Source organism: Streptomyces sp. NPDC005791 (assembly GCF_042871485.1).
Lineage (GTDB): Bacteria > Actinomycetota > Actinomycetes > Streptomycetales > Streptomycetaceae > Streptomyces.
On record NZ_JBIAIP010000003.1, the window covers coordinates 178,604 to 195,306 of the forward strand.

General features: G+C 74.5%; 1 protein-coding gene. It reads left to right on the plus strand.

Going from position 1 to position 16,703, the window contains the following annotated elements:
• Window positions 1-41: 41 nt before the first annotated feature.
• A complete protein-coding gene (locus tag ACFYSH_RS07995; RefSeq protein ID WP_388751404.1) occupies window positions 42-16,685 on the plus strand; it encodes an SDR family NAD(P)-dependent oxidoreductase in 16,644 nt (5,547 codons plus the stop codon).
• The last annotated feature ends 18 nt before the right edge of the window (window positions 16,686-16,703 follow it).

Sequence of the window (16,703 nt, forward strand, 5' to 3'; positions counted from 1 at the left end):
TGCGCAGTCGGGCGATCGTGAGGCTGGCGGGTACGGGTGGGATGGTCTCGGTGGCCTTGCCGGCGGGTGAGGTGGGTGAGCTCGTCGCGCGGTGGGACGGCGCGATCGACATCGCCGCGCACAACGGTCCCCGGAGCACGGTCGTCTCCGGCGACCCGGAGGCCCTGGCCGACCTCGTCGCGCGCGGTGAGGCCGAGGGGTACCGTGCCCGCACCATCAAGGTCGACTACGCCTCCCACTCCGCCCACGTCGACCTGCTGAGGGACGAGCTGCGGGAGCTGCTGGCCGATGTCACGCCGCGTGCGGGTGACATCCCGTTCTTCTCCACCGTCACCGGGCAGCCGCTGGACGGCACGGAGCTCGACGGCTCGTACTGGTTCAGCAACCTGCGCCGGACCGTCCGGCTGGAGGAAGCCACCCGCGCTCTGCTCGACGACGGGCATCACGTCTTCATCGAGGTCAGCGCCCACCCGGTGCTCACCTCGGCCCTCAGTGACACGGCCGAGGAGGCCGGAGTCGGTGGCACCGTCGTCGTCGGATCGCTGCGCCGCGACGACGGGGGGCAGGACCGTTTTCTGACCTCGGTCGCGGAGGCGCACGCCAACGGTGTGGAGGTGGACTGGGAGCGTCTGCTGCCGGGTCCGGGGCTGGTGGATCTGCCCACGTACGCCTTCCAGCGTGAGCACTACTGGCTGGAGGGCCCGGCGGCCGGGCCGGCCCCGGTCCGGACCGCCGTGGCACGGCGGAGCAGCCGGAAGAGGTCCGCGCCGCGCGGCGACGCCCTGGAGCTGGTGCGTGCGCACGCGGCGGCGGTGCTCGGCCACGGCTCGGCGCGTGACGTCGACATCGACACGCCCTTCAAGGACCTGGGCTTCGACTCCGTCTCGTCCGTCGAGCTCCGGAACGCGCTGAACAGGGCCACCGGGTTGTCGCTGCCCGCCGGCCTCCTCTTCGACCACCCGACCCCGGCCGTACTCGCCGCACACCTCGGCGCTCAGCTCCCGGACCTGGCCGAGGACCCGGACGAGGAGCTGTACGAAGGCCAGGACCAGGGCCTGGACGACGACGCCTACGAGGCCGTGGCGCTCGACGAGCCGATCGCGATCGTGGGCATGGCGTGCCGGCTGCCGGGCGGGGTCGCCTCCCCCGCGGACCTGTGGAACCTGGTCAGCGACGAGGTCGACGCGATCGGCGCATTCCCGGCCAACCGGGGCTGGGACCTCGACGCGCTCTTCACCGACGATCCGGACAGCCCCGGCACGACCTATGCCACCCAGGGCGGCTTCCTGCACGACGCGGACCGGTTCGACGCCGAGTTCTTCGGCATCAGCCCCCGGGAGGCGGCGGCGATGGAGCCCCAGCAGCGGCTGCTGCTGGAGACGGCCTGGGAGGCCCTGGAGCAGGCGGGCATCGACCCCGCCGCGCTGCGCGGCACCCGAACCGGTGTGTATGTGGGCGCCACGGCGCAGGAGTACGGGCCGAGGCTGCACGAGCCGTCCGGCGGACACGACGGCTACCTGCTGACGGGCAACACCGCCAGTGTGGCCTCGGGCCGGCTGGCCTACACCTTCGGTCTCGAAGGCCCGGCGGTGACGGTCGACACCGCCTGCTCGTCCTCGCTCGTCGCACTCCACCTCGCCGCGCGGTCGCTGCGCCAGGGCGAGTCCTCCATGGCGCTCGCCGGCGGTGTGTCCGTCATGGCCACGCCCGGCATGTTCGTGGAGTTCTCCCGGCAGCGCGGGCTGTCGCCGGACGGGCGGTGCAAGGCGTTCTCGTCGTCGGCGGACGGTACGGGCTGGGCCGAGGGCGTGGGCCTGCTGGTGCTGGAGCGGTTGTCGGACGCGGAACGCAACGGGCACCGGGTGCTCGCGGTGATCCGTGGTTCCGCCGTGAACCAGGACGGGGCGAGCAACGGCCTGGCGGCCCCGAACGGGCCCGCGCAGGAGCGGGTCATCCGCGCCGCGCTGGCCGACGCCCGCCTGTCGGCGTCCGAGGTGGACGCGGTGGAGGCGCACGGCACGGGCACCAGGCTCGGCGACCCGATCGAGGCGCAGGCGCTCCTGGCCACCTACGGCCAGGACCGCGAAGAGCCGCTCCGCCTCGGCTCGCTGAAGTCGAACGTCGGTCACACGCAGGCCGCGGCGGGTGTCGCGGGCGTGATCAAGATGGTCATGGCCATGCGGCACGGGGTGCTCCCGGCGACGCTGCACGTGGACGAGGCGACCTCGCACGTCGACTGGTCGGCCGGCGCGGTGGAGCTACTGACGCGGGCCGAGCAGTGGCCGGAGCGCGGTCGCCCGCGCCGGGCAGCCGTCTCGTCGTTCGGAATCAGCGGTACCAACGCACACCTCATCGTCGAGCAGGTGACGGAGACCGTAGCCCCGGTGGCGGAGCCGTCGGTGCCGGGACCGGAGCTGTCGGTGCCGGGACCGGTGCCGTGGGTGGTGTCGGGCAGGTCGCGGGCCGCTCTGTCGGAGCAGGCGCAGCGGCTGGTGTCGTTCCTGGAGGAACGGCCGGAGCTGGACGCCGCGGCCGTGGGCCGTGCGCTGGCCGTGTCACGAGCCCGATTCGTCCACCGCGCGGTGGTCGTGGGGGAGACACGCGAGGAACTTCTGGGCGCCCTGCGGGCGTTGACTCCGGGTGAGGCCGCATCGGCGGGCCCGGTGGCGTTCCTGTTCTCGGGGCAGGGCAGTCAGCGGGTGGGCATGGGCCGCGAGCTGTACGCGGCGGAGCCGGTGTTCGCGGCTGCGTTCGACGAGGTCGCGGAGGCGTTGGACGTCCACCTGGACCGTTCGCTCGCCGAGGTGATCGAGGGCGAGCCGGAGCTGCTGCGGCGGACCCTCTACACCCAGCCGGCGGTGTTCGCGGTCGAGGTGGCCCTGTTCCGTCTGCTGACCCGTTACGGGGTGACCCCGGACTACCTGGTGGGTCATTCGGTGGGTGAGCTGGCGGCGGCCCATGTGGCGGGTGTGCTGTCGCTCCAGGACGCCGCGCGTCTGGTGTGCGCGCGGGCGCGTCTGATGGAGGGTGTTGCCGAGGGCGGGGCGATGGCCGCCCTGAACGCGGGGGAGGCGCGCGTCGCCGGGTGGCTGGAGGGCCGCTCCGGGGTGGAGGTGGCCGGGGTCAACAGCCCTGCCGCCACCGTGATCTCGGGTGACGAGACGGCCGTGCTCGACGTCCTGGAGCTGGCGCGCGGGGAGGGCGTGCGGGCTACACGGCTGAAGGTGAGCCACGCCTTCCACTCCGCGCACCTGGACGGCATGCTGGCGGAGCTCACCGAGATCGCCCGGACCCTGACCCATTCGGCTCCCCGGATCCCGGTCGTCTCGAATGTCACCGGTGAGGTGGTCGAGGAGTTCACTCCCGAGTACTGGGCCGTGCAGGCCCGTTCGGCGGTCCGTTTCGCCGACGGCATCGCCACGCTGGCCGGTCTCGGTGTGACGGCGTTCGTGGAGCTGGGCCCCGACGGGACACTCGCGGCTCTGACGGGCGAGTGCCTGGACGGCGCCGAGGGCGTCGTCGCGGTTCCGGTGCTGCGCAAGGACCGTCCCGAGAAGCGTTCCCTGCTCGCCGCCCTGGGCGCTGTGCACGCACACGGCGCGGGTGTGGACTGGGAGCGGTTCCTGCCGGGCTCCGGTGTGGTGGAGCTTCCGACGTATGCCTTCCAGCGCGAACGCTTCTGGCTGGACGCGCCGCGCTCCGGTGACGCGGCGGGTCTGGGTCTGACGGCTGTGGATCACCCGCTGCTTGCTGCGGTGATCACGGAGCCGGACGGTGACGCGGTCCAGTTCTCGGCTTCGGTCTCGTCGTCCTCGCACCCGTGGCTGGCCGATCACGCGATCGGTGGGACGGTCCTGGTACCGGGGACGGTTTTCCTGGAGCTCGCGGGCGCCGCGGCCGAACAGCTGGGATACGCCGGCGTCGAGGAGCTCACCCTCCAGGCCCCCCTGGCTCTCCCGGGGACGACGGGCGCTCAGCTGCGGCTGACCGTCGACCGGGCCGACGTGCGCGGCGACCGCCGGTTCACCGTGTACGCACGGACCGGTGAGGAGCAGTGGACCGCCCACGCGACCGGCCTGCTCACCTCCGCCGTCCCCTCGCCGGGTGTCTCGCTGGAGACATGGCCCCCGGCAGGCGCCACGCCCGTCCCGCTGGACGGCGTCTACGACCGCCTCGGCGACCTGGGCTACGGCTACGGGCCGGCCTTCCAGGGGCTGCGGGCCGCCTGGCGCGCCGGTGACGACCTGTTCGCCGAGGCCGTCCTGCCCGAGCAGCTCCACCCGGGAGCCGCGCGCTTCGGGGTGCACCCCGCCCTGCTCGACGCGGTCCTGCACCCGCTCGTGCTGGAGGCCGCGGCCTCGGCGCAGGACGACACCACGATCCGACTGCCGTTCTCGTTCGCGGGCTTCGCACCGCATGCGGTCGGCGCCACGGTGGTGCGCGTCCACTGGACCCGGACCGGCCAGGACACGGCCCGTCTCGCTCTCGCCGACGGCGCCGGCGCTCCGGTGGCGACCATCGAGTCGGTCACCCTGCGGCCGGTCGCCCGCGACCGGATCGCCGTCGCCGGCCCGGCCGTGGAGTCCCTGTACCGGGTGGCCTGGGAGCCCGTCGCGGCGGCCGAGCCGGTCGCCGGCCGGCGGTGGGTCCGGCTGGGCGAGGCGCCCTACGCCGACCTCGCCGCCCTCGGCGCCGCGCTCGACGCCGGATCCGATGTGCCGGAGTTCGTGGTGATCGGCGAGCGGGAACTCGTCGACGACGGCGTCGGTGACGTACTCGACCTGACTCACTCCACCGCCTCGCGTGGGCTGGAGACGGTACAGGAGTGGCTGGCCGCCCCGCGGTTCGCGGACAGTTGCCTCGTCCTCGTCGTCCCGGACGGCGCGCTGCACACGGCCCCGCTCGTGGGCCTGATCCGTACCGCGCAGACCGAGCAGCCCGGCCGGCTGGTCCTCGCCCACGTCGACGAGGGCGGGGCGGAGCTGCTGCCCACCGTGCTGGCGTCGGGTGAGCCCGAGGTGGCGGCGCGGGGCGGCGCGCTGTTCGTGCCGCGTCTGACGCGTGCCGAGGGTGTCGCGGCGGGCGTGGCGGAGGATCTGGACCCGGAGGGCACGGTCCTGGTGACCGGTGCTCTGGGCACGCTGGGCCGGCTGGTGACGCGCCGCCTGGTGACGCATCACGGTGCCCGGCACCTGCTGCTGGTGTCGCGTCGCGGGAGTGGGACGCCGGGGGCCGCCGAGTTCGTGGCGGAGCTGGCGGAGGCGGGCGCGCGGGCGCGCGTGGCGGCCTGTGACGTGTCGGACCTCGGCGCGCTGGCCGGTCTGCTGGACGAGGTCGCGGCCGAGCGTCCGCTGACCGCCGTGGTGCACACGGCGGGTGTCCTGGACGACACGACGGTCGCCTCGCTGTCGGCCGGTCAGCTGGAGCGCGTGATGCGTCCGAAGGTGGACGCGGCGTGGAACCTCCACCGCCTCACCGAGTCCCACGGCCTCGCCTCGTTCGTGATGTTCTCGTCCATCGCGGGTCTCATGGGTAACGCCGGCCAGGCCAACTACGCCGCCGCGAACACCTTCCTCGACGCCCTCGCGCAGCACCGCCGCGCCCGGAACCTGCCCGCCACCTCCCTCGCGTGGAGCCTGTGGGACAGTGCCGACGGCATGGCCGCGACCCTCGCCGACGCCGATGTCGCGCGGTGGAAGCGGAGCGGGATCGTCCCGCTGACCCCGGAACTGGGCCTCGACCTCTTCGACGCGGCGCTCGCCTCGGCGGAGCCGCTGCTGGTCCCTGCCGAACTCGACCTGCGCGCCCTGCGGGCCCGTGCCGCTGAGAACACGCTTCCCGAGCTGTTCACCGGCCTGGTCCGCGTCCGCCGCCGGCAGGCGGCCACCGCCGGCGCCGGCTCGTCGTGGGCCGGGCGGCTGAACGCGCTGGGCGCGGAGGAGCGGGCCCAGGCCGTGCTCCGGACCGTACGGGAGACCGTGGGACTGGTCCTCGGGCACGGGGCCGGCGCCGGCATCGACCCGGTCAAGGCGTTCATGGACATCGGCTTCGACTCCCTCACGGGTGTCGAACTGCGCAACCGGCTCAGCGCGGTGACCGGGCTGCGCCTGCCCACCACCCTCGTGTTCGACCACCCGTCGCCCCGGGCGGTGGCGGACTTCCTGCTGGACCGGCTCGACGGGACCGGGACGGCCGTCGTCCCGTCGGTGGCCGCCCACGCCCAGGGAGCGGACGAGCCGATCGCCGTGGTCGGTATGGGATGCCGCTATCCGGGCGGGGTCTCCTCGCCGGAGGACCTGTGGCGGCTCGTCGCGGAGGGCCGGGACGCGATCGACGAGTTCCCGGCCGACCGAGGATGGGACGTGGAGAGCCTCTATGACCCGGACCCCTACAAGACCGGCACGTCGTACACCCGCAAGGGCGGATTCCTCTACGGGTCCGCCGACTTCGACGCCGAGTTCTTCGGCCTGAGTCCGCGTGAGGCGATCGCGACCGACCCGCAGCAGCGGGTGCTGCTGGAGGTCGCCTGGGAGGCGCTGGAGCGTGCGGGAGTCGACCCCGCCTCGCTGCGCGGCTCCTCGACCGGTGTCTACGCGGGTGTGATGTACAACGACTACGGGTCGCGGCTGGGACGTGCGCCGGAGGGCTTCGAGGGGCATCTGCTGACGGGCACGATCTCCAGTGTCCTGTCGGGCCGGGTGGCCTACACGTTCGGTCTGGAAGGACCGGCGGTGACGCTGGACACGGCGTGTTCGTCCTCCCTGGTGGCGGTGCACCTGGCCGCTCAGGCGCTGCGTCAGGGCGAGTGCTCGATGGCACTCGCCGGCGGGGTCACCGTGATGTCCACGCCGACGACCTTCGTCGAGTTCTCGCGTCAGCGCGGTCTGTCGCCGGACGGGACCTGCAAGTCGTTCGCGGCGTCGGCGGACGGTACGGGCTGGGGCGAGGGCGCGGGCATGCTGGTGCTGGAGCGGCTGTCGGACGCCCAGCGGCTCGGGCACACCGTGCTGGGGGTGATCCGGGGTTCCGCGGTCAACCAGGACGGTGCGAGCAACGGCCTCACCGCCCCCAACGGGCCCTCGCAGGAACGCGTCATCCGCCAGGCCCTCGCCAACGCCCGTCTCGCCCCGCACGAGGTGGACGCGGTCGAGGCGCACGGCACCGGCACCCGGCTCGGTGACCCGATCGAGGCCAACGCGCTGCTCGCCACCTACGGCCAGGAACGCGAGGAGCCCCTGCGGCTGGGGTCGGTCAAGTCGAACATCGGTCACACGCAGGCCGCCGCGGGTGTCGCGGGCATCATCAAGATGCTGATGGCGATGCGCCACGGGGAGCTCGCGCCGACGCTGCACGTGGACGAGCCCACACCCCACGTCGACTGGTCGGCGGGTGCGGTGGAGCTGGTCACCGAGCGCCGGCCGTGGCCGGAGGCGGCGCGTCCGCGCCGCGCGGCCGTGTCCTCGTTCGGTATCAGCGGTACGAACGCCCATGTGGTCCTGGAGCAGGGCCCTGAGCCTGCCGCGGCCGGTGAGCCGGTGGTGGCGGGGCTTCCGCTGGTGGTCTCGGCGAAGAGCGAGGCGGCCCTGGCGGCGCGCGCCGGCCAGGTGCGCGAGCTGCTGGCCCCGGAGACCGTCGACCCGGCACGGGTGGCCTCGGCTCTCGCCACCCGCGCCCCGCACCTCCCCTTCCGGGCGGCGGTCTCCGGCGCCGGCCGCGACGAACTGCTCGCCGGTCTCGACGCGCTGGCCTCGGGCGGGCCCGCGCCGAACCTGGTGCGGGGCACCGTCACCGGTCCGGGCACGACGGTGTTCGTGTTTCCGGGGCAGGGGTCGCAGTGGCGGGGTATGGCGGTGGGGCTGGTGGAGGTGTCGCCGGTGTTCGCTGCTCGTCTGGGGGAGTGTGAGCGGGCGTTGGCGCCGTTCACGGAGTGGTCGTTGCTGGATGTGTTGCGGGGTGTGGAGGGTGCGCCTGGGTTCGATCGGGTGGATGTGGTGCAGCCGGCGTTGTGGGCGGTGATGGTGTCGTTGGCGGCGTTGTGGCGTTCGGTGGGTGTGGAGCCGGATGCGGTGATGGGGCATTCGCAGGGTGAGATCGCGGCGGCGGTGGTGTCGGGGGCGTTGTCGCTGGAGGACGCGGCGAAGGTCGTGGCGTTGCGCAGTCGGGCGATCGTGAGGCTGGCGGGTACGGGTGGGATGGTCTCGGTGGCCTTGCCGGCGGGTGAGGTGGGTGAGCTCGTCGCGCGGTGGGAGGGCGCGATCGACATCGCCGCGCACAACGGTCCGCGTTCCGTGGTGGTCGCCGGACAGGTGACCGCCCTGGAGGAGCTGGTCGCCCACTGCAAGGCCAACGGCCTGCGCGCCAAGCGCATCCCGGTCGACTACGCCTCCCACTCCGCGCACGTGGACAGCGTGCGGGACGAGCTGCTCGACGCCCTGTCCTCGCTCACCCCGCGCGCCGTCGATGTGCCCTTCCTCTCCACCGTCACCGGGCAGCCGCTGGACGGCACGGAGCTCGACGGCTCGTACTGGTTCAGCAACCTGCGCCGGACCGTCCGGCTGGAGGAGGCCACCCGGACCCTGCTCGCACAGGGCCACCGCGTGTTCATCGAGGCCAGCGCCCACCCGGTGTTGACCGTCGCGCTCCAGGAGACGATCGACGACACGCCGTACGGCAGTGCCGTCACCGTGCCCTCGCTCCACCGTGACGAGGGCGGAATCGACGACTTCCTCGCCTCCGCCGCGCAGGCCCACGTCTCGGGCGCCCCGCTCGACTGGACCGCGGTGGTCGGCGGGCCCGGCGCGGTCGTCGACCTGCCGACCTACCCCTTCCAGCGCCGGCGCCACTGGCTGGAGGGCCCGGCCGCGGCCGGGGACGCGGGCGGGCTCGGCATGGCCGCCGAGCGGCACCCGCTCATCGGCGCCGCGCTCTGGACGGCCGACCAGGACAAGCTGGTCCTCAGCGGCAGGATCTCCCTGACCACGCAGCCCTGGCTCGCGGACCACGCCGTGGCCGGCACCGTGCTGCTCCCTGGTACCGCCTTCGTGGACCTCGCCATCCGGGCGGGTGACCACACCGGCCTCGACGAGCTCGACGAGCTGACCCTCCAGGCCCCCCTGGTGATGGCCGGCCGTGGCGGAGTCCAGCTCCAGGTCGTGGTCGCCGCCCCGGACGAGGAGGGCCGGCGCGCGCTGTCCGTGCACTCCCGCCCGGAACCCGAGCCCGATGCCGCCACCGTCCACCCGTGGACCCTGCACGCCACCGGCGTACTGGGCCACGCGAAGGAAGGTCCGGCCGTACAGGCCGGCACCCCGTGGCCCCCGGCCGGCGCCGAACCGGTCGACCTGACGGCGGCCTACGACACGCTCGCCGAGCGGGGCTTCCAGTACGGGCCCGCCTTCCAGGGCCTGCGGGCGCTGTGGCGCGCCGGCCGGGAGATGTTCGCCGAGGTCGCGCTCCCGGAGGGCGTCGCCCCGGGCGAGTTCGGGATCCACCCGGCCCTCCTCGACGCCGCCCTGCACCCGCTGGCGCTCGCGGAGGACGGCCGCCTGGCGCTGCCGTTCGCCTGGACCGGCGTCCGGCTGTACGCGGTGGACGCCGGCGTGGTGCGCGTACGGATCACCCCGGAGGGCTCGGGCGCCGCCCTCTCCCTCGCCGACGCGAGCGGTGCGCCGATCGCGTCGGTGAGGACGCTCGGCCTGCGGGCCGTGGACCCCGCGCGGATCGCCGGCTCGGGCGCGCCCCGCCGGCCGCTGCTCCAGGTGGAGTGGACGACCGCCCCGGAGGCCGCCCCGGCCACCGGGTGGGCCGTCGTCGGCGCCTCCGGTCCCGGTCTGCCGGCCCCTCTGGGCAGCTACCCGGACCTCGCCGGCACGGTCGGTGCCCCGCCGCTCGTGGTGGTCCCGTTCCCCGGTGAGGAGGGCCCCGGCGCCGTGGCCCACCGGGCTCTGCGGCTGGCCCAGGAGTGGCTCGCCGAGGAGCGGTTCGCCGACTCGTGCCTGGTCTTCGTGACCCGCGACGCGACCACCGCCCGCACGGAGGCCGGACTCGGCTCCGCCCCCGTCTGGGGTCTGGTGCGGACCGCCATGGCCGAGCACCCCGGCCGGTTCGGGCTGCTGGACCTGACGGACTGGGACGTCTCCGAGGCCGAGCTCGGCCGCGCGCTGGCCGTACCGGACGCGCAGGTGAGCCTGCGCGACGGGGCGTTGCTCGTACCCCGGCTGGTCACCTCGCCCACGGCCGGCGACGACACCGTGCCCGCCCTGGACCCCGCGGGCACCGTGCTCGTCACGGGCGCCACCGGCACCCTGGGCCGGCTGTTCGCCCGCCACCTCGTCACCGCCCACGGCGTACGGCACCTGCTGCTGGTGAGCCGCCGTGGCCGGGACGCGGCGGGCATGCCGGAGCTGGAGGCCGAACTCGCCGCCCACGGAGCCGCCGTGTCCGTGGTCGCCTGCGACACTGCCGACCGCACGGCGGTCGCCGCGCTGCTGGACGCGATCCCCTCGGAGCACCCGCTCACCGCCGTCCTGCACACCGCCGGTGTCCTCGACGACGGCACGCTGCACGCCCTCACCGCCCGGCAGCTCGACGACGTACTGCGCCCCAAGGTCGACGCCGCCCGGCACCTGCACGAGCTGACGGCCGACCTGGACCTGGACGCGTTCGTCCTGTTCTCCTCGCTCGCCGGTACGGTCGGCACGGCGGGGCAGGCCAACTACGCCGCGGCCAACACCTATCTGGACGCCCTCGCGCACCACCGCCAGGCCCTCGGCCTGCCCGGTACGTCGCTGGCCTGGGGTCTGTGGGCCGAGGGCAGCGGGATGACCGGTCACCTGACCGACGCCGACCTCGCCCGCATGGCCCGGGGCGGCATCGCCCCCCTCGGCAGCGAACAGGGGCTTGCGCTGTTCGACGCGGCCCTCGCGACCCGCCGCCCGGTGCTCGTCCCGGCGCTGCTCGACCACACCGGACTGCGGGCCCGGAGCGAGGACGGCACCCTGCCCGCGCTCTTCCACGGCCTGGTGCGCCCGGCGCGGCGCACCGCCGCCGGCGAGCGGGCGGGCGGGAACTCCCTCCGGGAACGCCTGGCGCCCCTGGCCCCCCAGGACCAGGAGCGCGCGCTGCTGGAGCTGGTCCGCGGCGTGGTGGCCTCCGTGCTGGGGCACACCGACGCCGGCCAGGTCGCGCCCGACCGGGCCTTCAACGAGCTGGGCTTCGACTCGCTCAAGGCGGTGGAACTGCGCAACCGGCTGAACGCGGCCACAGGTCTGAAGCTGCCCGCGACGCTGGTGTTCGACCACCCGAGTACGGTCGAACTGGCCGGTTTCCTGCGGACCGAGCTGCTCGGCCGGGCCGCCGCACCGGCCGAGGCCGAACCGGCCGTCGGCGCCTCCGACGAGCCGATCGCGATCGTCGCGATGGCCTGCCGCTATCCGGGCGAGGTCAGCTCGCCGGAGGAGCTGTGGGCGCTGCTGTCCGACGAGCGGGACGCCATCGGCCCGTTCCCGGACGACCGTGGCTGGGACCTGGACGGCCTGTACGACGCGGACCCCGACCACATGGGCACCTCGTACACCCGGCACGGCGGATTCCTCTACGACGCCCCGCAGTTCGACCCCGAGCTCTTCGGGGTGAGCGCCCGTGAGGCCACCGCCATCGACCCGCAGCAGCGCCTGCTGCTGGAGATCTGCTGGGAGGCATTCGAACGCGCGGGCATCGACCCGGCCTCACTCAAGGGCAGCCGGACCGGGGTGTTCGCCGGTGTCATGGCCAACGACTACGCGGCACGCCTGAAGGACGCCCCCGAGGCCCTGGAGGGCTATCTGTCGGTCGGCAGCACGGTCAGTGTCGCCTCCGGCCGCGTCGCCTACACCTTCGGCCTCCAGGGACCGGCGATCACCGTCGACACCGCCTGCTCCTCCTCCCTCGTCTCCCTCCACCTCGCCGCGCAGGCGCTGCGGAACGGCGAGTGCGGGCTGGCCCTGGCCGGCGGGGTGACCGTCCTCGCCGCGCCCACTCTGTTCGTGGAGTTCAGCAGGCAGCGCGGCCTGGCACCGGACGGCCGGTGCAAGTCCTTCTCCGCCCGGGCGGACGGGGCGGCCTGGGCCGAAGGCGCCGGGATCCTCCTGCTGGAACGGCTCTCCGACGCCCGGCGCAACGGCCGCCGGGTCCTCGGCGTGATCCGGGGAACCGCCGTCAACCAGGACGGTGCGAGCAACGGCCTCACCGCCCCCAACGGCTCCTCGCAGGAGCGGGTGATCCGCCAGGCCCTGACCAACGCGGGCCTGACCACCGCGGACGTCGACGCACTGGAGGCCCACGGCACCGGTACCACGCTGGGCGACCCGATCGAAGCCCGCGCCGTACTCGCCACGTACGGGCAGGAGCGTACGGCGCCCCTTCTGATGGGCTCCCTGAAATCCAACATCGGACACTCCCAGGCCGCCGCCGGCGTGGCCGGGGTCATCAAGATGGTCATGGCGATGGAGCACGGGGTGCTCCCCAGGAGCCTCCACATCGACGAGCCCAGCCCGCACGTGGACTGGTCCGCCGGGGCGGTCGAACTGCTCACCGAGGCGGTGCCGTGGCCCGAGTCCGACCGGTCGCGCCGGGCAGGCGTGTCCTCCTTCGGCATCAGCGGTACCAACGCCCACGTCATCGTGGAGCAGCCGTCGGCCGAGGGGGTAGCCCCGCCCGCCGCGCCGATGCCGGTCGTGCCCCTGCTGCTGTCCGCGCACAACGACGCGGCTCTGCTCGCGCAGGCGGACCGGGTGGGCGCTGCTCTCGCCGGCGCCGCGCGTGGAGACCTGGCGCCGGCGGGCCGGACCCTGGCCCTCGGACGGGCCGGACTGCCGCACCGTGCCGTCGTGGTGGCCTCCACCGTCACCGAAGCGGTCGACGGATGCGCGGCACCGGCCGTGCGGGGCACCCCCGTGGACGGCCGTACGGCCTTCCTCTTCACCGGCCAGGGCAGCCAGCGACTCGGCATGGGACGGGAGCTGTACACCGCCTACCCCGCCTACGCCGCAGCGCTGGACGCCGTGTGCGAGGAGCTCGACCCGTGGCTGGAGAAGCCGCTGCTCGACGTCCTCTTCGGCACGGACCCGGCGCCGCTGGACCGGACCAGCTTCACGCAGGCCGCCCTCTTCGCCACCGAGGTCGCGCTCTTCCGGCTCCTCGAAGGCTGGGGCGTGCGACCGGACTTCGTCGCCGGGCACTCCGTCGGTGAGCTGGCCGCCGCGCACGTCGCCGGCGTCCTCTCCCTGGCGGACGCGGCGCAGCTCGTCGCGGCCCGCGGCCGGTTGATGCAGGCGCTGCCCGGCGGCGGCGCGATGCTCGCCGTGGAGGCCGAGGAGCGGGAGGTGCTGCCGCTGCTCGCCGGGCGGGAGGACCTGCTGGACATCGCCGCCGTCAACGGCCCCACCTCCGTGGTGCTCTCGGGCGACGAGGAGGCCGTGGAGGCCGTCGGAGCCGAACTCTCCGCTCTGGGACGCAGGACCAAGCGGCTCCGCGTCAGCCACGCCTTCCACTCGCCGCACATGGACGCGATGCTGGACGAATTCCAGACGGTCGCGAAGGGGCTCACCTTCGCCGCGCCCGCCATCCCGGTCGTCTCCACCCTGACGGGGCAGCTCGCCGGCGCCGAGGAGCTGACCACGTACGAGTACTGGGTCCGGCACGCCCGCCGCCCCGTGCGCTTCCTGGACGCGGCCCGCGCCCTGGAGGCCGAAGGCGTACGGACCTTCCTGGAGCTCGGCCCGGACGGTGTGCTCAGCGCCATGGGGCAGGACTTCCTCGACGCGGGATCGCTCCTGGTCCCGGTGATGCGCGGCGGGCGCCCCGAGCCGCACACAGCCGTCACCGCCCTGGCCCACGCACACGTGCGGGGGGTGCCGGTGGACTGGCGCGCCCTGTTCGGCGAGGACACGGGACCGGCAGCGGAGCTGCCGACCTACCCCTTCCAGCGCCGGCGCTACTGGCTCATGGAGGGGCCCGGCGGCGACGTCACCTCGGCCGGGCTCGACGCCGCACGGCACCCGCTGCTCGGGGCCGCGGTCCCGCTCGCCGACTCCGACGGTGTCCTGTTCACCGGCCGGATATCGGCCCGCAGCCACCCCTGGTTCGCCGACCACGCCGTCGCCGGCACCCTGCTGGTCCCCGGCACGGCCCTGGTCGAGCTCGCGCTCCACGCGGGCGCCGCACTCGGCTGCGAGCGGCTGGAGGAACTCGCCCTCCAGGCGCCCCTGGTCCTCCCCGACGAGGGCGCGCTCCAGCTCCAGATCACCGTCGGCGGCCCCGACGGAGACGGCCGCAGGCCCGTCGCCGTCCACTCACGCGGGGACCGGGAAGGCGACGTCTGGGACCGGCACGCCACCGGAACCGTGGTGGCCGCCGTCCCCGGCACCCCCGGCCCCGACCTCGTCCCGTGGCCCCCGGCCGGCGCCGAACCCCAGCCGGTCGAGGACCTGTACGACCGCCTCACCGACCGGGGCTACGGCTACGGACCCGCCTTCCAGGGCCTCCGGGCGGCGTGGCGCTCGGGCGAGGACCTCTACGCCGAGGTACGGCTGCCCGTCGACCTCGATGAGGGATTCGCCCTGCACCCGGCCCTGTTCGACGCCGCGCTGCACGCACTGCTCCTGGAGGAGCCTGCCGCACTACGGCTGCCCTTCTCCTTCGGCGGCGTCCAGCTGACCGGGACCGCGACCGGCACCCTGCGGGTCAAGCTGTCACCCCGCCCGGACGGAACGGTCACGGTCGCCGTCGCCGACGGGACGGGCGCGCCGGTCGCCACCGTCGCCTCGCTCGCCGTGCGGGCCCTGCCGGCAGGGACCTCGCTGACCCGCCCCTCGGAGCCGCTCGTGTACGCGGTGGAGCGGGCCGCTGTGGAACTTGCCACCGGTGGTGACATGAGCCTCGCGGTCCTCGGCGGGACCACCCTCGGACTCGCCGCCCGGCACCACGCCGACCTCGCCGGCCTGGCGGCCTCGACGGCGGACGGCGCGCCCGTACCCGACGTGGTCGTCCTTCCGGTACGCCCGGCCACCCCGCAGGAGACCGGCCGGGTCACGGAGGAGACGCTGACGGTCCTGCGGCAGTGGCTCGCCACCGACCCGGCGGCCGGAGCGCGGCTCGCCGTGGTCAGCACCGGGGAACTGGCGCACAGCGCGCTCTCCGGGCTGATGCGGACCGCGGAGTCGGAACATCCGGGACGTTTCCAGCACGTGATCACGGACGGCCGCCCGGCCGGCGGCGACCTGCTCGCGGCGGCCCTGGCCGACCCTCGGCCGCAGATCGAACTGCGCGGAGGGCTGGCCTACGTGACCCGGCTCGCCAAGGTCCCGAACCCGGCCCCGGACACCGGCGGCGCGTTCGACCCGGAGCACACGGTGCTGGTCACCGGGGGCACCGGCGCCCTCGGGGCCCAGGTCGCCCGGCACCTGGTGACCGCCCACGGCGCCCGTCGCCTGCTGCTCACCAGCCGGCGAGGCGGGGCGCGGAATCTGGTCGCCGAACTGGCGGCGCTCGGCGCGGACGTACGCGTCGCGGCGTGCGACGCGGCCGACCGCGACGCGCTGGCCGCGCTGCTCGCTTCGGTCCCGGACGAGCACCCGCTCACCGCGGTCGTGCACGCGGCCGGAGTCGTCGAGGACGCCATGCTGGAGGCCACGACCCCGGAGCGCCTCTCCCGGGTCCTGCGGCCGAAGGTGGCAGCCGCCTGGAACCTGCACGAACTGACCGCCGGGCTGGAGCTGACGCACTTCGTCCTCTTCTCGTCCGTCGCCGGTCTGGTGGGCAACGCCGGACAGGCCGGCTACGCCGCCGGCAACACCTTCCTGGACGCGCTCGCCGGACACCGGCGCGCCGAGGGCCTGCCCGCCGTGTCCCTCGCCTGGGGAATGTGGCAGGACGGCATGGCGAACGACCTCGACCGTGCCGACCGGGCCAGGCTCGCACGCAACGGGATCCTGCCGATGCCGGCCGGCCGGGCGCTCGCCGCCCTCGACACGGCCCTGGCCGGAGCCGAGGCGCCACCGGCGGCCGGCGCGGCGGCGACGCCACCGGTGCTCGCACCGGTGGCCCTCGACCTCGCGGCGCTGCGGAGCCTCGGGGATGCCCTGCCCGAGCTGTACCGGGGCCTGGTGCGCACCGGGCCCCACACCGGCCGGCGAGCCTCCGCCCCGGCGGAGATCCCCCTCGCGCGACGGCTCTCGGGCCTGGACGCGGAGGAACAGCGGAAGCGGCTGCTCGACCTCGTCAGGGAGCAGGTCGGTATCGTGCTGGCCCACCCGGCCCCGCGGACGATCGACGTCCAGCGCGGACTGCTGGACCTGGGCTTCGACTCCCTGACCGTGGTCGAACTGCGCAACCGGCTGAACACCGTCACCGGAATGCGGTTGCCCAGCACGCTCGTCTTCGACCACCCGACCGTTCAGGCTCTCGCCGAACACCTGCGGGGCGAGCTGGCCGGCGAAGCGGCGGACCCGGTCCAGGCGGCCCTGGACGCCCTCGAGGCCGCGCTCGCGGCCGCCGGACCTTCGGACAGCGACGGCCCGGCGGGAACGTACGCCACGCGACTGCGCGGTCTGCTCCGGACGGTGGACGGCGGCCCCGACGGCGCCGACATCGACCTGGCGACCGACGACGAACTCTTCGCAGCACTTGACAACGAACTCGGCAGGTAGACATGGACAACGAGCAGA

Bases quoted from the DNA above. Each gene is read 5' to 3' on its own strand.
- ACFYSH_RS07995 (WP_388751404.1), top strand. From the start codon at position 42: ATGGTCTCGGTGGCCTTGCCGGCGGGTGAGGTGGGTGAGCTCGTCGCG.